At 61.4% G+C, this 15,206-nt stretch carries 13 protein-coding genes; 6 read left to right on the top strand and 7 right to left on the bottom strand.

Annotation, left to right across the window (positions count from 1 at the left end; translation table 11 throughout):
• Positions 1–102 precede the first annotated feature (102 nt).
• The 6 genes from LOY50_RS18655 to LOY50_RS18630 are packed head-to-tail and all read left to right on the top strand — an operon-like array spanning position 103 to position 6,054.
• The gene (locus tag LOY50_RS18655) at positions 103–1,197 is read left to right on the top strand and encodes an ABC transporter ATP-binding protein (RefSeq protein ID WP_003203764.1); all 1,095 of its coding nucleotides are present in this window, start codon (positions 103–105) and stop codon (positions 1,195–1,197) included.
• Positions 1,197–2,306: an ABC transporter ATP-binding protein gene (locus LOY50_RS18650; RefSeq protein WP_253476452.1), complete on the top strand. Its 1,110-nt coding sequence runs from the start codon at positions 1,197–1,199 to the stop codon at positions 2,304–2,306. The genes LOY50_RS18655 and LOY50_RS18650 overlap by 1 nt, the downstream gene beginning before the upstream one ends.
• Positions 2,303–3,169: a carbohydrate ABC transporter permease gene (locus tag LOY50_RS18645; RefSeq protein ID WP_214510608.1), complete on the top strand. Its 867-nt coding sequence runs from the start codon at positions 2,303–2,305 to the stop codon at positions 3,167–3,169. Before LOY50_RS18650 ends, LOY50_RS18645 begins: the two co-directional genes overlap by 4 nt.
• Positions 3,170–3,179: 10 nt before the next feature.
• The gene (locus LOY50_RS18640) at positions 3,180–3,980 is read left to right on the top strand and encodes a carbohydrate ABC transporter permease (RefSeq protein WP_214510609.1); all 801 of its coding nucleotides are present in this window, start codon (positions 3,180–3,182) and stop codon (positions 3,978–3,980) included.
• A 10-nt stretch (positions 3,981–3,990) separates the two neighbouring features.
• On the top strand, positions 3,991–4,263 hold the full coding sequence (locus tag LOY50_RS18635) for a DUF2160 domain-containing protein (RefSeq protein WP_041023708.1): 273 nt from the start codon (positions 3,991–3,993) through the stop codon (positions 4,261–4,263).
• A 48-nt stretch (positions 4,264–4,311) separates the two neighbouring features.
• Positions 4,312–6,054 carry an ABC transporter substrate-binding protein gene (locus tag LOY50_RS18630; protein WP_253476450.1) on the top strand — a complete coding sequence of 581 codons (1,743 nt, stop codon included), beginning with the start codon at positions 4,312–4,314 and terminating at the stop codon, positions 6,052–6,054.
• An 835-nt stretch (positions 6,055–6,889) separates the two neighbouring features.
• On the opposite strand, the gene LOY50_RS18625 is transcribed toward LOY50_RS18630, so the two are convergent.
• From LOY50_RS18625 to LOY50_RS18595, 7 genes are all read right to left on the bottom strand, one after another.
• On the bottom strand, positions 6,890–7,816 hold the full coding sequence (locus LOY50_RS18625) for an alpha/beta hydrolase (protein WP_258688831.1): 927 nt from the start codon (positions 7,814–7,816) through the stop codon (positions 6,890–6,892).
• Positions 7,817–7,941: 125 nt separating this feature from the next.
• Positions 7,942–8,736: a ChbG/HpnK family deacetylase gene (locus LOY50_RS18620; RefSeq protein WP_258688830.1), complete on the bottom strand. Its 795-nt coding sequence runs from the start codon at positions 8,734–8,736 to the stop codon at positions 7,942–7,944.
• On the bottom strand, positions 8,708–9,883 hold the full coding sequence (locus tag LOY50_RS18615) for a GNAT family N-acetyltransferase (protein ID WP_258688829.1): 1,176 nt from the start codon (positions 9,881–9,883) through the stop codon (positions 8,708–8,710). Before LOY50_RS18615 ends, LOY50_RS18620 begins: the two co-directional genes overlap by 29 nt.
• A 5-nt stretch (positions 9,884–9,888) precedes the next feature.
• Positions 9,889–10,578, bottom strand: a complete 690-nt coding sequence (locus LOY50_RS18610; protein ID WP_214510614.1) for an N-acetyltransferase — start codon at positions 10,576–10,578, stop codon at positions 9,889–9,891.
• Complete coding sequence (locus tag LOY50_RS18605) at positions 10,575–12,551, bottom strand: hypothetical protein (RefSeq protein WP_408980816.1); 1,977 nt, start codon at positions 12,549–12,551, stop codon at positions 10,575–10,577. Before LOY50_RS18605 ends, LOY50_RS18610 begins: the two co-directional genes overlap by 4 nt.
• A gap of 338 nt (positions 12,552–12,889) precedes the next feature.
• Positions 12,890–14,194, bottom strand: a complete 1,305-nt coding sequence (locus LOY50_RS18600) for an oligosaccharide flippase family protein (protein WP_258688828.1) — start codon at positions 14,192–14,194, stop codon at positions 12,890–12,892.
• Positions 14,191–15,195 carry a polysaccharide deacetylase family protein gene (locus LOY50_RS18595; RefSeq protein ID WP_214510616.1) on the bottom strand — a complete coding sequence of 335 codons (1,005 nt, stop codon included), beginning with the start codon at positions 15,193–15,195 and terminating at the stop codon, positions 14,191–14,193. The genes LOY50_RS18600 and LOY50_RS18595 overlap by 4 nt, the downstream gene beginning before the upstream one ends.
• Positions 15,196–15,206: the final 11 nt, after the last annotated feature.

Here is a 15,206-nt window from a genome sequence, read left to right as displayed (position 1 = left end):
AGATAAGTGGAAATTTCAGGCTAATCAAGGGTTTGTGATTTCTGGCACGGCTTTCGCTTTCTAACTCGGGTCGCTTGACTCCAATAATAAAAAGGCCGAGCCATGTCATTAAAGCTTGAGCACATCTGTCGCACCGTCGAAGGCCAGACCTGGATCGACGATGCCAATCTGAGTTTCGAACCCGGATCCTTCAACGTCCTGTTGGGCCGCACGCTGTCCGGCAAGACCAGCCTCATGCGCCTGATGGCCGGTCTGGACAAGCCCGACAGCGGCCGCATCCTGATGAACGGCGTCGACGTCACCAAGCGCCCGGTACGGCTGCGCAACGTGTCGATGGTCTATCAGCAGTTCATCAACTACCCGACCATGACCGTTTTCGAAAACATCGCCTCGCCGTTGCGCCAGGCCGGTGTGTCCAACGAGGTGATCCAGAGCAAGGTGCTGGAAACCGCCAGGATGCTGCGCATCGAGAAATTCCTGCAGCGTCATCCGCTGGAGTTGTCCGGCGGCCAGCAGCAGCGCACGGCCATGGCCCGGGCCTTGGTCAAGGACGCCGAACTGATCCTGTTCGACGAGCCGCTGGTGAACCTGGACTACAAGCTGCGTGAAGAGCTTCGCCAGGAAATGCGCGAATTGTTCCAGGCCCGCCACACCATCGCCGTCTACGCCACCACCGAGCCCAACGAGGCGTTGGCCCTGGGCGGCACCACCACGATCCTGCATGAGGGCCGGGTGATCCAGAGCGGCAAATCGTCCTCTGTGTATCACCAGCCGCAAACCGTGCTGGCCGCCGAATTGTTCTCCGAACCCCCGATCAACCTCATGCCGGGACGCATCGCCGGCAACGAGGTGAGCTTCGCCAATTTCGTGCACTTTCCGCTGAACGTCGACCTGCGCCCGGTGGGCGAGGGTGAGTTCCGTTTCGGCGTGCGCCCCAGCCATATTTCCCTGGTGCCGAGCAACGACGACGACCTCGAACTGGCGGTGACCGTCGAGGTGGCCGAGATCAGTGGCTCGGAGACCTTCCTGCACGTGCGCAACGAGCATTTCCTGCTGGTGTTGCACCTGCCAGGGGTGCATGAGTACGACGTGGATGCGCCGATCCGCATCTACATTCCGACCCATAAACTGTTTGTCTTCGACGCCCAGGGCAAGCTGGTCCAAGCCCCAGGGCAGCGTATCGCGAGGGTTGCCTGATGGCCGAAATTCGTTTGCAGAACCTCGCCCACAGCTACACCAGCACCCCGGCGGGCCCCGAGGACTACGCTATCCGCGAGATGAACCACATCTGGGAGCAGGGCGGCGCCTATGCGCTGCTCGGGCCTTCGGGCTGCGGCAAGTCCACGTTGCTCAACATCATTTCCGGATTGCTCAGCCCTTCCGAAGGGCAGGTGATGTTCGACAGCAAGATCGTCAACGAGCTGACCCCGGAACGGCGCAACATCGCCCAGGTGTTCCAGTTCCCGGTGGTCTACGACACCATGACCGTGTTCGACAACCTGGCGTTCCCGCTGCGTAACCAGGGCATGGCCGAGGCGAGAATCTACACCAAGGTGCAGGAAATCGCCGAGGTCCTGGACCTGCAGAACCTGCTGGACAAAAAGGCCCGCAACCTCACCGCCGACGAAAAACAGAAAGTCTCCATGGGCCGCGGGCTGGTGCGTGACGATGTGTCGGCGATCCTGTTCGACGAGCCGCTGACGGTGATCGACCCGCACCTGAAATGGAAACTGCGGCGCAAGCTCAAGCAGATCCACGAGCAGTTCAACATCACCATGGTCTACGTCACCCACGACCAGTTGGAGGCCTCGACTTTCGCCGACAAGATCGCCGTGATGTACGGCGGCCAGATCGTGCAGTTCGGCACGCCTCGGGACTTGTTCGAGCGTCCCAGCCACACCTTTGTCGGCTACTTCATCGGCAGCCCGGGGATGAACCTGATCGAGGTCACGGCACAGCCCGGTGGCGTCGGCTTCGCCTCGACGCACTTGCCGCTGTCGGAAACCTTGCAACGTCGGGTCGCCGAAGCCGAAGGCAAAAGCCTGAAGGTCGGTATCCGCCCGGAGTTCGTGCATGTCTGGGATGGCCCTTACGACGATGCGATGCGCGCTGACGTGGTCCACGTCGAAGACCTGGGCACCTACAAGATCCTGACCCTCAACCTCGATGGCGCACCGCTGAAAGTGCGCCTGGCCGAAGACAAGCCCGTGCCCGAAGGCACGGCGTACATCAGTTTTCCGGCCCAATGGCTGATGGTCTATGCCGATGAGTATTTGCTGGAACCGTTGAGTGAGGTGCAGCCATGAACAAGGTGCAGAACAACAAGGCCTGGTGGCTGGTATTGCCGGTGTTCCTGCTGGTGGCTTTCAGTGCCGTGATCCCGATGATGACCGTGGTCAACTATTCGGTGCAGGACATCTTCGACCAGTCCAGCCGCTACTTCGTCGGCGCCGACTGGTACAGGCAGGTGCTGCTCGATCCACGGCTGCACGATTCGCTGCTGCGCCAGTTCATCTACTCGGCGTGCGTGTTGCTGATTGAAATTCCCCTGGGCATCGCCATCGCCCTGACCATGCCGACCAAGGGCAAATGGTCGTCCCTGGTGTTGATCATCCTCGCGATCCCGCTGCTGATCCCGTGGAACGTGGTGGGCACCATCTGGCAGATTTTCGGCCGCGCCGACATCGGCTTGCTGGGCTCCACCCTCAATGGCCTGGGCATCAACTACAACTATGCAGCCAACACCATGGACGCCTGGGTCACCGTGCTGGTGATGGACGTCTGGCACTGGACGTCGTTGGTGGCGCTGTTGTGCTACTCGGGGCTGCGGGCGATTCCCGACGTGTACTACCAGGCCGCGCGGATCGACCGGGCCTCCAGCTGGGCGGTGTTCCGGCACATCCAGTTGCCGAAGATGAAGAGCGTGCTGCTGATCGCCGTGATGCTGCGTTTCATGGACAGTTTCATGATCTACACCGAGCCGTTCGTACTCACTGGCGGCGGGCCGGGCAACGCCACCACGTTCCTCAGCCAGACCCTGACGCAGATGGCCATCGGCCAATTCGACCTGGGCCCGGCGGCGGCGTTTTCCCTGGTGTACTTCCTGATCATTCTGTTGGTGTCCTGGCTGTTCTATACCGCCATGACGCACGCCGACGCCAACCGTTGAGGCCCGCACAATGAGCAAGAAAAAGCTGATACCGCTTTTGATCTACATCCTGTTCCTGCTGGTGCCCATCTACTGGCTGCTGAACATGTCGTTCAAGAGCAACACCGAGATCCTTGGCAGCCTGACTTTGTGGCCGCAGGATTTCACCTTCCACAACTACAAGGTGATCTTCACCGACCCGAGCTGGTACACCGGTTACCTCAACTCGCTGTATTACGTGAGCCTGAACACGGTGATTTCCCTGGCGGTCGCATTGCCGGCGGCCTATGCGTTTTCCCGCTACCGGTTCCTGGGGGACAAGCACCTGTTCTTCTGGCTGCTGACCAACCGCATGGCGCCACCGGCGGTGTTCCTGCTGCCGTTCTTCCAGCTGTATTCGTCCATCGGGTTGTTCGACACCCACATCGCCGTGGCCCTGGCCCACTGCCTGTTCAACGTGCCGTTGGCGGTGTGGATTCTCGAAGGGTTCATGTCCGGGGTACCGAAAGAAATTGACGAGACCGCCTACATTGACGGCTACAGTTTCCCCAAGTTCTTCACCAAGATCTTCATTCCGTTGATCGGCTCCGGCATCGGTGTCACGGCATTCTTCTGCTTCATGTTTTCCTGGGTCGAGCTGTTGCTGGCCCGGACGTTGACCTCGGTGAATGCCAAGCCGATCGCGGCGGTCATGACCCGTACGGTGTCGGCGTCCGGTATCGACTGGGGCGTGCTGGCGGCGGCGGGGGTGTTGACCATCCTGCCGGGCATGCTGGTGATCTGGTTCGTTCGCAACCACGTGGCCAAGGGCTTCGCCCTGGGCCGGGTCTGAGGAGTCGATGATGGAATGGATGAACTGGACCGCCCCCACGGCGGTATTTTTCGGGGTTATCGCCTTGTTCCTGGCAGGCATGACCACCTGGGAGTTGCGTTCGCCGAGCATCCCTCGGCGTGGTTTCCTGCCGATTACCACGACCCGTGGCGATCGGTTGTTTATCGGTCTTCTCGGTAGCGCCTACCTGCACCTGCTGGTAATCGGCGCCACCGACTGGAGCATCTGGATAGCGTTCGCGTTGTCTTGGGTGTGGCTGTTGGCAGTGATGCGGTGGGGCTAGTCGCGAAGGTTCGCCGATCAGGCTCTTAAACCCAAACAGGAGGTCTCTATGTTCAATAAAAACAATAAGCTGCGACATAGCGTTTCATTGGCAGCCATGCTGGCACTCAGCGGGCTGAGTGCTGCGGCCTGGGCCGACGCCTATGAAGACGCCGCTAAAAAATGGATCGGCAGTGAATTCAAGCCGTCGACCCTGACAGCCGAGCAGCAGCTCGAAGAGCTGAAGTGGTTCATCAAGGCCGCCGAGCCGTTTCGCGGCATGAGTATTAACGTGGTGTCGGAAACCCTCACCACTCACGAATACGAGTCCAAGGTACTGGCCAAGGCCTTCACCGAAATCACCGGGATCAAGTTGAACCACGACCTGCTGCAAGAAGGCGACGTGGTGGAGAAGATGCAGACGGTGATGCAGTCGGACAAGAACATCTATGACGGCTGGGTCAACGATTCGGACCTGATTGGTACGCACTTTCGCTACGGCAAGACCGAATCGATCACCGACCTGATGGCCAACGAAGGCAAGGCTTACACTTCGCCAACCCTGGACATCAAGGACTTCATCGGCATCTCCTTCACTACTGCGCCGGATGGCAAGATCTATCAGCTGCCCGACCAGCAATTCGCCAACTTGTACTGGTTCCGTGCCGACTGGTTCGAACGCCCGGAGCTGAAGGCCAAGTTCAAGGAGAAATACGGCTACGAGCTGGGTGTACCGGTGAACTGGTCGGCCTATGAAGACATCGCCAAGTTCTTCTCCGAAGACGTCAAGGAAATCGACGGCAAGCGTATCTACGGTCACATGGACTACGGCAAGAAAGACCCGTCCCTGGGCTGGCGCTTCACCGATGCCTGGTTCTCCATGGCTGGTGGCGGCGACAAGGGCCTGCCCAATGGTCTGCCGGTGGACGAGTGGGGTATTCGCGTCGAAGACTGCCATCCGGTCGGCTCCAGTGTCACCCGTGGCGGCGATACCAACGGCCCCGCGGCTGTATTCGCCACCACCAAGTACGTGGACTGGCTGAAGAAGTACGCGCCGCCGGAAGCGGCGGGCATGACCTTCTCCGAGTCCGGCCCGGTACCGTCTCAAGGCAACATCGCCCAGCAGATTTTCTGGTACACCGCGTTTACCGCCGACATGACCAAGCCGGGCCTGCCGGTGGTGAACGCCGATGGCACGCCGAAATGGCGCATGGCGCCTTCGCCACGTGGTCCGTATTGGGAGCAGGGCATGAAGCTGGGGTATCAGGACGTGGGTTCCTGGACATTCATGAAGTCTACGCCTGAGAAACAGAAACTCGCGGCCTGGCTCTATGCGCAGTTCGTGACGTCCAAGACCGTGTCGCTGAAGAAGACCATCGTTGGCCTGACGCCGATTCGTGAGTCGGACATCAACTCCCAGGCGATGACCGACCTGGCGCCGAAACTCGGTGGCCTGGTGGAGTTCTACCGCAGCCCCGCCCGTGTGCAATGGACCCCGACCGGGACCAACGTGCCGGACTACCCGCGCCTGGCGCAACTGTGGTGGAGCCACATCGCCGAAGCCGCCAGTGGCGAGAAGACCCCGCAGCAGGCCCTCGATGGCTTGGCCAAGGACCAGGATGCGATCATGACGCGCCTGGAACGCTCCAAGGCCCAAGCCACCTGCGCCCCGAAAATGAACCCCGAGCGCGACGCGCAATACTGGTTCGATCAACCGGGTGCACCGAAGCCGAAACTGGCGAACGAGAAGCCTAAAGGTGAAACAGTGAGCTACACCGAGCTGTTGAAATCGTGGGAGGCAGCACGCAAGTAAAGCCCCAAGCGTGAAAACGAACGGCACCGAAAGGTGCCGTTTTTTTTTGCGTGCGCTTGTACCGCTATCGCGATGTTGACTGGGCTGACACTTTCGCGAGCAAGCTCGGCTCCCACAAGTTTTTCCGGGTCGTTCACGGACCTCGCGTACACCACAAATCCCCTGTGGGAGCGAGCTTGCTCGCGATAGCGGCGGGTCAGCTTGCCGCGATGTTGACTGGGCTGACGCTTTCGCGAGCAAGCTCGGCTCCCACAAGTTTTTCCGCGTCGTTCACAGACCTCGCATACGCCACAAATCCCCTGTGGGAGCGAGCTTGCTCGCGATAGCGGCGGGTCAGCTTGCCGCGATGTTGACTGGGCTGACGCTATCGCGAGCAAGCTCGGCTCCCACAGTTTTTCCGGGTCGTTCACGGACCTCGCGTACACCACAAATCCCCTGTGGGAGCGAGCTTGCTCGCGATAGCGGCGGGTCAGCTTGCCGCGATGTTGACTGGGCTGACGCTATCGCGAGCAAGCTCGGCTCCCACAGTTTTTCCGGGTCGTTCACGGACCTCGCATACGCCACAAATCCCCTGTGGGAGCGAGCTTGCTCGCGATAGCGGCGGGTCAGCTTGCCGCGATGTTGACTGGGCTGACGCTATCGCGAGCAAGCTCGGCTCCCACAAGTTTTTCCGCGTCGTTCACGGACCTCGCATACGCCACAAATCCCCTGTGGGGACACTGATCTTGTAAACAACCAAAGAACTGTGTGGGGGAGATCTGTGGGAGCAAAGCTTGCTCGCGATAGCGGTGTGACCGTCAATGAAGGTGTTGGGTATCAGCCGGGGGCTTGTGCGTTAGCCGGTCTTGGCCGAGCTTACCTGGATGGGCGACGGTTTGTTTTTCATCAACGTGTCCAGCGCTTGCCGGTAGTTTTTACCCGCCAGGCTCATGCTGTTGTTATGCGTCGCCCCCGGCACCAGCAGCAGGCGCTTGGGCTCCCGGGCGGCGTTGAACAGTTGCTCGCTGAAGCGTGGTGGTACGTAGCGATCGGCAGAGCCATGGACCACCAGCAGCGGCATGTTGATCTCGCCGATTTTGTCGATGGAATCGAATTTCTGCGACAACAACCAGCGCACCGGCAGGGACGTATTCGCCATCGCGGTGGCGACATCGCCCAGGGAGGTGAACGTGGATTCGATGACCAGGCCTCGGACCTGGGCAGCGCCATTCTTCGCGGCCTCCTGGCCCAACTGCGCAGCGAGGTCCACCGCGACGGCACCGCCCAGAGAATGACCGTAGATCAGCCGCAGGTCCGGGTCCGGTTGCAGTACCTTGAGGCGTTCCCAAGCGATGCGTGCATCCTCATAGACGCTGGCTTCCGACGGCAGATCCCCATGGCTTTTGCCAAAGCCACGATAATCGATAGCCAGCACCGAATAACCCAGCGCCCTCAGTTGCTGGATACGAAACAACTGGCCGGTCAAATTCCAACGCACACCGTGCAAGTACAGGATGGCCGGCGCATTCTTGCGTTCGGCCGGCCACCACCAACCGTGGATATTTTCCCCGGTCTTGAAACTCTTGGGCTTGAGATCGAATTCCTGCACACCGCTGGGAAGCCCACTGAACCAGCTCGCCGTCCCCGGCTCGATGCGAAAGACCAGCTCGCGTTCCTTGTGCTGCAGCACTGCACAGCCCACCGGCAGCCCGACCACCACTGCGCTCATGACAAGGAAGGCCAGCCAGCGCCGCCGAAGGCGAGAGAATAAAGGTAAAGGCATCGACGCAATTCGCTACTCGAAACAGAAGATGCCTTGTAGCAGATTCTCCGGAAGCGGCGCAGGGATTTCGGACGGTCGTGGCGAGGTAGCAAACGCCCTGGCCACAGGTATACACCGCGTGCCTGTCAGTGCACATCCCCGTACTCAACCACCGTCGACACCCGTGCGTTCCGGCCGTACGCGACCTTGGGCACGCCCGCCAGGCGCTTGTGCAGTACTTGGGTCAACGACTCGCCTGGCCTCAGGCTGGCATCGCCAAAATCCCCGTCCAGTTGCATCGGATGCACGATGACCTCAAGCGAGCCATAGGCCGGTGGCGCGGCGTAGTCCAGGTCGGCTGGGGTGCAGACGTAGTCCGCTGTCGCGCCGCACAGGCTGTGCATGCGACGGTTGAACAGGGTCTTGAAGATGCGCTTGGGCAGGTTCAAGTTTGCCCCCAGGTTGCGCGCCAGGCGCATGGGCACACCTTGCCTGGCGGCGAAGCGGGCCACCAGCTCGCCGATGGGCCAGATGTTATGCACATGTTGATGGGAATCGAGATGGCTGGGACGCAGGCCGTGGTCCAGGCAGTGTTGCCATTGCGCCTGCAGTTCATCTTCCACTGCCGCCAGATCCTTTGAGCCCAGGCGCAGGCAATAACGCGACAGGTTCAGGTCGAACTGGCCATTGGCGTCGCAAAAAACCGCTCGTGAGGTGATCGCCTGGCCCAGCGGCGGGCCGTAGCTGAGGTTGAAATGCAAGCCTACGTGGCCGTTGAGCAGCGGTTGCCGGGTCATTTCACACGCCTGCTCGAAACCCGGCATGTTGGCCATGGCCGTGGCCGAACTGATCACGCCGGTCTCGAAGGCCCGCAGGATGAGCGCGTTTTCACTGAAGCTGAGCCCGAAGTCGTCAGCGTTGACGATCACTTGACGCGGCATCTGTCTTCTCCTGGTTTTTAGGGGGGGACGATGCCGTCGTCGCGGTCGGTTTGCTTCGGCGTTTGCCAAACCATGGCTTCAAGCTTTTCCATAGTCGCAAGGCAAATCCCAGGAGCAAGCCACCGGGCTGCCATGAATAGAAACTCCAGCGCCAGTGTTCCAGTTGGCCGGTCATGCGTTCGTGTAACTGATGGTTGGAGTTCTCCAGGCTGACCCGTGATGCGTCGATCCAGCGCCAGTTTTCGTCCAGCCCCCAGCGAATCCACTCCTCGAGCAACACCCGGCCGCTGCCCAGGTCGGCATGCTGCGGCAGGAATGCAAGGTTGTAGTCGTACAGCCGTCCCTGGTCCAGCAGGCCGAGGCGATAGCTGATGCATTCGCCGTTCAGTTCCAGCATCACCACCCGCACCAGGCCTTGGGCGGCGAGGGCGGTGAAGGCGAGGTTCATCCATTGTCGGCGCCCGGGGTCGGCGAAAATACCGACACCTTCCTCGCCTTTCCAGCTGACATCCTCGACATCGGCCAGGGCTCGCAACAATTGCCCCATGCTGATGGCATCTGGCGTTATTCGGCGGATCTCGGCACCACAAGCAGCGATCCGCTTGCGTGCCCGGCGCAGCTTATAGCGTGGATCGCCAGAGATCTCCTGATGGTCGCTGTCGCTGATCAGATGCACCGGAACCCGGCAACTGAGTCGTCGCTCTCCGGTGGAACTCAGCGCCATCCAGGCGCTGAGGACGCTTTGCTCACCGACCGGCTCGATCACTTCATTCAATTGCAGTAACGCGTGAGGCAAGTGTTGACGGATCTGCATCAGCGCCTGACCCATGCCTTCGGCGTCCAGGCGTGCCAGCAGGGCGATGCGGTCGGCCATGGGATAACCCAAATGATGCAACACCCGGAACCGCAGCCCGCCGATACGTTCAAGTCCTGATATCAGAGGCAGGCAAAGGCACAAGGTCTGGTCCTGCCAGCCCAGCAGCACATGCAATTGCTCTTCGGGCAACAGGGCGAATTCCGCCGCTTGCAGCCAGGCCAGGGTGTTGAACGGCGTTGCGTCGGCCACCTGGGTTCGCAGCTGTTCATAAGCTGATACAGGAAAGTCCGCCGCGCCCAGGGAGCGACACCATTGGAACCGGATCGCCATGGAGATCAGGCCGCTGAAGTCGAGGTGGCCGGTTGGGCCGGTTTACGAAAGGCGTCCAGTACCGTGCCGGTGTATGACGTATTGCGCAGAAGCCGCCAGCGACCGAGCAAACGGTATAGGTGGGTGATCTGCCCGCGCTCCTGGAAGCCCATGCGGATATGCATCTTGATCGCTTGGATGTTTTGCAAATCGCAGACATCGACCATTGTGCTGCAACCGTGGTCCGCCATGACTTTCCACACTTCCAACTGCATGTCCGCCGATATACTGGAACCCCAGTATTCACGGATCGCCTCGCCACCGAACTGAAAGTACTCGCCAGGCTTGATCGGAAAGTTGCAGTGATAGAAATGGCGGTCGAAATAGTCCCGTGTACTGGCCCAGGCGAACCCCACGGTGTCGCCCTGATCATCCAGGTACATCAAGCCTGTGTAGTCTTCGGCCGCCAGCTCGCGCATGGTTTCGACGCGGTCGCCGAAGTGCCGGGCAAAGGCATCGGCATTGCTGATCGTGATGTGCTCCAAGCGCATCGGTGGGTAGGGCCTGAGGTTATGTGGGGGGAGTGGGGTCCGTACATCGTGCTCCAGCCACACCAGTCGGGTGTGGGAAAATAGGTAGCGCCTGCACAGCTGCTTTAGAACGGCGCGCAGACCTTTTTTCTGAATGCGATCACGCAATTTTTGCAGAGCGTTCATGGTGCCTCCTGACGGGTGGCAGGTTGGGGGGGAAGGGGTGCTGTCCAACTGAGGGAGAACACGGTTTCCCCTGGCAGGAGAAACCCGACCTGGCCGGCCTTGCAATCAAACGCAACGCTGTGGCTGCGGTTGTCCGGGCCGAAATACATCAGGGTCATGCCTGGTTGAGGGCAGACCGCGCCGTCGAGGCTGACCTGATGGGCTCGCGTGCTTTTGTTCACGCCCAGCAGATTGCGTTGCTTGCCGGTGGCCATGGCCAGGACATCGACTTCAAAAGCATCGTTGTCCAGGCGCAGTACCTGATCAAGCCAGTGCTGCTGAATGAACTGCTGGGCCAAGCCCACGGGCTTGAGTTCGAAGCGCTGATTGTCCAGCACTCGCACCATGCCTTTGGGGTATTCAGGTTCGTCGGCGAGCATGAACCAGTTGAGCATGTCGAGCCAACCATCCGCGGAGGCGTTGATCGCCACCGACGTCCACCACAAGGCGGCGTAGTGGGTTTCCTGGTCGTAAGGGCTCAGGCTCGAGCCGCTGGATATGTTGGTCTGGTCCAACAGCAAAGCCTTGCGGGGCCGGCCCTGGCTGTCCAGCCCCACCAGGTTGGCGGCCTGACGGACACTGTCGCGGTAGACCCGGGTCGCCAGCAGGTCGCGGACCATCCATTCATGCCAGGCCAGGGCGTCGATCTGGTCGTCGGACGTCGCGAGCAGGCGCCGTGCCCAGTCGATCCCGCGCCTGTCAGCCGCGTTGTCGGCTAAGGGGCCGTTGGTGAACCGCGAGCTGGCCGGTATGGCGATGCGGACACCGGCGCGTGCGTTGGCAGGATCGGCGCGGACCTGGGCAGCCATGCTCTGGAACAGTTGCTGGAAACTGGCGAAGTCTGGGTAGTTCAGGTTTGGCTCATCGGCAAAACTGAGGTAATGGATGCCGTTGTCGCCCGAAGCCCGGGTCGACATGAGCCAGGCTTGCAAACCGCTGAGACTGGTCCGGTCGGCCTGCAGATCCGCCCGGCGCTGGCTGCCGGCCAGCAGGGTGAGGTCTTGGCTGATGCCGAAGCGGTCCCGGTACAAGCGCCGGAAGGCATCTTCATGATTGACCTTGGCCGCCATGACGTCGACGAAGCTGTAGAGGGTTGCCGCCTGGGGTTTGAGCGCATCGAGCACAGCGTAGCTGGAGGGCGGCAGTAACTCATAGGGCAGGTATATGCCCAGCTTGGGGGTCTTGCCGAGCGCCTCGGTGTACAACTTCAGGTGGGTCTGCCCCGGATCCTGGCGCAGCGGTTGCAGGTGCGCCGGATCTTGGGCGAACAGGTTGGCGGTGCCGTCCAACCAGAACGCGGCCTTGCCGTTGCCTTGCAGATGCAGGCGCCAGATTTGGTCCACGTCCGCCACCGGGAGGGCCACCTGATCGAATTGCCAATAGGCCCGGTAGGGCTTGAGATTCAGTTGCACCTGCTTTCCGTCGTCGACGCGCCGGCCTTGCAGCGCACGTACGCCGCCATGGAACTTGCCCGCCAGCACGGCCTGTTCGCCGGCTGCGACTTTGAAATACAGCTCATCGCCATCGTGGGTCTCAGCGCTGAAATGCACCTTGGCCGGGGCAAACAGGGCACGGGTGCGCGCGTCGTGTTCGACGCTATAGCGCCGGAAACTGTAGCCGGGAATTTCCAGCCGATAACTGGTGGCACCTGGCAGCAGCGGCCATTGCTGTTCGCCACGGGTCTGATCCGCCTTGACCAGGCGCTCGCCCGCCAATCGGCCGTGGCCGTCGAGCAGATACAGGTGTTCGGCATTGGCCTCGGCTTGCCAGGCGGGCACCCAGCGCACGGTGACAGAGTCCGGGCGGTCGGTTTGCAGGTACAGGCTGCCGTCACGGATACCGGTCCACTCCATCGCCGCGCCCTGGGCTAAAAAGGCCAGGCTCCAAAGGCACAGGCCAGCAGTCACTTTCCACCAACGCTGCACTGGCCCCATCGCGAGCAAGCTCGCTCCCACAGTTGATTGGTGGTGGTCGCAGATATTGCACTCGGCACCGTGGCCCTGTGGGAGCGAGCCTGCTCGCGAAGGCGTCGGCACATTCAACATCGATGCAAGTTGACCCAGCGCTTTCGCGAGCAAGCTCGCTCCCACAGGGGATCGGTGGTGGTTGTGGAGGGTGTGTTCGGCACAAGGCTCTTGTGGGAGCGGGCTTGCTCGCGAAGAGGGCGGCTCATCCACCCTCACTGCAAGCTGGCTCAGTGCTTTCACAAGGGCATCACCGCCCCCTGTGGGAGCGAGCTTGCTCGCGATGGCGGTTTGGCAGGCAACCACACTCATGCCGATTTCCCCAACAGCATCTGGCGCATCGGCAGTAAATCGCTGGGCAGGATAATCAGCGTTTGCCACAGCGCCACGCCGCTGAGACGGCAATACATCACCAGCAGCCCCAGGGTCACGCCCAGATAGGCAATAGAGGAAGCCGCTGCGGCACCGACGATGCCGTAGTGTGGGATCAGGAGCAGGTTCAGCCCCAGGTTCAATAGCGCTCCTACGCCCATCAGCAGCGAAACAGTGCCGGGGCGGTCCTTGCCCAGCAGGTCCAGGCGCAGGATGCTCGCAAAGCACAACCCGAACACCCCTGGCAGCAGCGCCAGCAGGGCTGGGTACGCCGGTTGATAGGCGACGCCGAACAGGGTGACGATCAGCCATTCGCCGACCAGTACCATGCTCAGGCAGGCGCCCAGCATGGCCGTGGCGGTCAGGCGCAAGGCCAACGGGGTCAGGCGCTTCATGTCTGTGTCTTGCTGCAGCAGGCGTTTCATCAGCGGCGTGGTGACCGCTTCCGGCACGATATGCAGCAGTTCGGCCGCCGCGCTGGCCATGGCGTAGTGCCCCAGCGCCGTGCTGCCCAGCAGTGCGCCGATGAACAGGTAATCCGAGCGCAGCATCAGTTGCTGGAACAACAGGTCCGGATGACTGCGGACACCGTAACGCAACAGTTCGTTCTGGACGGTGCGATCCCAGCGCAGAGTGAACGCATGATCTCGGCGCAGCCACATCCAGCCCGCCAGTACTACCAGGCTCAGGCCCGCCAGCCAACTGATCAGAGCCGCTTCCAGCGCCGTGTCTTTCCACATCCAGAACAGCGCCACGAACAGCAACAGCGGGACCAGGGATTCCATCAGCCGCAACGCGTTGAACGCGCCGACGCCGCCGGAGGCGTTGTGCAGCGTCAGCAGGCCGCTCTTGAGTACCGCCAGCGGCACGGCCAGCAACAGCAGCCAGGCCAGCAGTCCCAGTTGCGTGGTGACGTCCAGTTCGGCACCGAACTCACGCACCAGCGCCACCACCAGCAGCGTCAGCAACCCTGCAAGCAGACAACCGAAGACCAGCACGTGGCTGAGCAACAGGCTCATCGAGCGATGCTGCGCCGCCTGATAACCCACGGCGGAATTCAGGCCGCCACTGGTGGTGGCGCTGATCAGGTCCGGCAGGGTGCTGAGCAGCGCCAACAACCCGCGTTCGCTGGGCCCCAGGATCCGTGCCAGCAACACGTTGCGCAACAGGCGCAGGCCTATCATCGCCAGGCTAGTGCCCATGCTCAACGCCAAGAGCTTGAGATAATGTGCGCGATTCATGAGCGGGCTCCTCGGCGAATGCGCCAGGCCAACAATTCAGGGTGACAGGCGTTGCTCTGGCTGACGCCGAAACGTGGCAGGTTCAGAGGGTCGCCGTCATGACGATACAGTCCGGCCTCGGTGCCCAGTGCGAACGTAAAACCGTGGGCTGCCACCTGCTCGCGCACGCGGGCGTCATTGTCACCGTTGGGGTAGCAATACACCGGCAAGGGGTGGGCGCAGCCGTTTTCCAGGGCGATCCAGCTGCGCGTCAGTTCTTCGTGCAGGCGCTGGTCATCCAGCCCGGTCAGGATCGCGTGGCTGGCACCATGGGGACCGAAGCGGATCAGCCCGGAATCTTCGAGCATGCGCACCTGGGGCCAGTCCAGGGCCTGGGGCTGGGAACCCTGTGGGCAGGCGTCGGTAAGGTCGCTCAACGTGTGGGTATCGAGACTCTTGAGGCTTTGCAGGTAATGCAGCAGCGCCAGGCTGCGGCGCTCGTCGTCGATGTCATCGAGCAGCACCGGCAACGGTCGACCGACGTGCTGCAAGTGCTCGATCAATGAGCGCCGTGCCACCTGGCCATGGCTGCCCCAGAGGGTTTCGCCGATGCTTTCCCACCAGAAGTGCTGGCGACTGCCGATGAAATCGGTGGAGAGGAAAATACTCGCCGGCACCTGGTATTGGCGCAGCAACGGAAAGGCATTCATGGCGTTGTCGCGCCAACCGTCGTCGAAGGTCAGGGCCACCCGCGGACGGTTCGGAACGTTTTCAGGATCGGCCAGCAACAAGGTCATCAGCGGCACGCACTCGAAATGCCGTAGCAGCCAGATCAGCAAATGTTCAAACGCTTCGGGCCCCACGCACAACTCGTTGCGATGGGGCAGTTCGGCGGCGCGGTCGTTGTTCAGCACACGGTGCAGCATCAGTATGACGCCGGCGCCACGCAGGGGATGGCGGCCCAGGGACGTGTTCAGGTACAGCCAGCCGCCGGTGCGCTTGAAGACTTGTTTGATCGACATCGGCCGTACTC

Origin of the sequence: Pseudomonas sp. B21-010, from assembly GCF_024749325.1 — a bacterium.
Lineage (GTDB): Bacteria > Pseudomonadota > Gammaproteobacteria > Pseudomonadales > Pseudomonadaceae > Aquipseudomonas > Aquipseudomonas kilonensis.
Note: the sequence above shows the minus strand (reverse complement) of the source record. Positions and strands in the feature narration are given on the sequence as shown.

Bases quoted from the DNA above. Each gene is read 5' to 3' on its own strand.
- LOY50_RS18655 (WP_003203764.1), top strand. From the start codon at position 103: ATGTCATTAAAGCTTGAGCACATCTGTCGCACCGTCGAAGGCCAGACC.
- LOY50_RS18650 (WP_253476452.1), top strand. From the start codon at position 1,197: ATGGCCGAAATTCGTTTGCAGAACCTCGCCCACAGCTACACCAGCACC.
- LOY50_RS18645 (WP_214510608.1), top strand. From the start codon at position 2,303: ATGAACAAGGTGCAGAACAACAAGGCCTGGTGGCTGGTATTGCCGGTG.
- LOY50_RS18640 (WP_214510609.1), top strand. From the start codon at position 3,180: ATGAGCAAGAAAAAGCTGATACCGCTTTTGATCTACATCCTGTTCCTG.
- LOY50_RS18635 (WP_041023708.1), top strand. From the start codon at position 3,991: ATGGAATGGATGAACTGGACCGCCCCCACGGCGGTATTTTTCGGGGTT.
- LOY50_RS18630 (WP_253476450.1), top strand. From the start codon at position 4,312: ATGTTCAATAAAAACAATAAGCTGCGACATAGCGTTTCATTGGCAGCC.
- LOY50_RS18625 (WP_258688831.1), bottom strand. From the start codon at position 7,816: ATGCCTTTACCTTTATTCTCTCGCCTTCGGCGGCGCTGGCTGGCCTTC.
- LOY50_RS18620 (WP_258688830.1), bottom strand. From the start codon at position 8,736: ATGCCGCGTCAAGTGATCGTCAACGCTGACGACTTCGGGCTCAGCTTC.
- LOY50_RS18615 (WP_258688829.1), bottom strand. From the start codon at position 9,883: ATGGCGATCCGGTTCCAATGGTGTCGCTCCCTGGGCGCGGCGGACTTT.
- LOY50_RS18610 (WP_214510614.1), bottom strand. From the start codon at position 10,578: ATGAACGCTCTGCAAAAATTGCGTGATCGCATTCAGAAAAAAGGTCTG.
- LOY50_RS18605 (WP_408980816.1), bottom strand. From the start codon at position 12,551: ATGGGGCCAGTGCAGCGTTGGTGGAAAGTGACTGCTGGCCTGTGCCTT.
- LOY50_RS18600 (WP_258688828.1), bottom strand. From the start codon at position 14,194: ATGAATCGCGCACATTATCTCAAGCTCTTGGCGTTGAGCATGGGCACT.
- LOY50_RS18595 (WP_214510616.1), bottom strand. From the start codon at position 15,195: ATGTCGATCAAACAAGTCTTCAAGCGCACCGGCGGCTGGCTGTACCTG.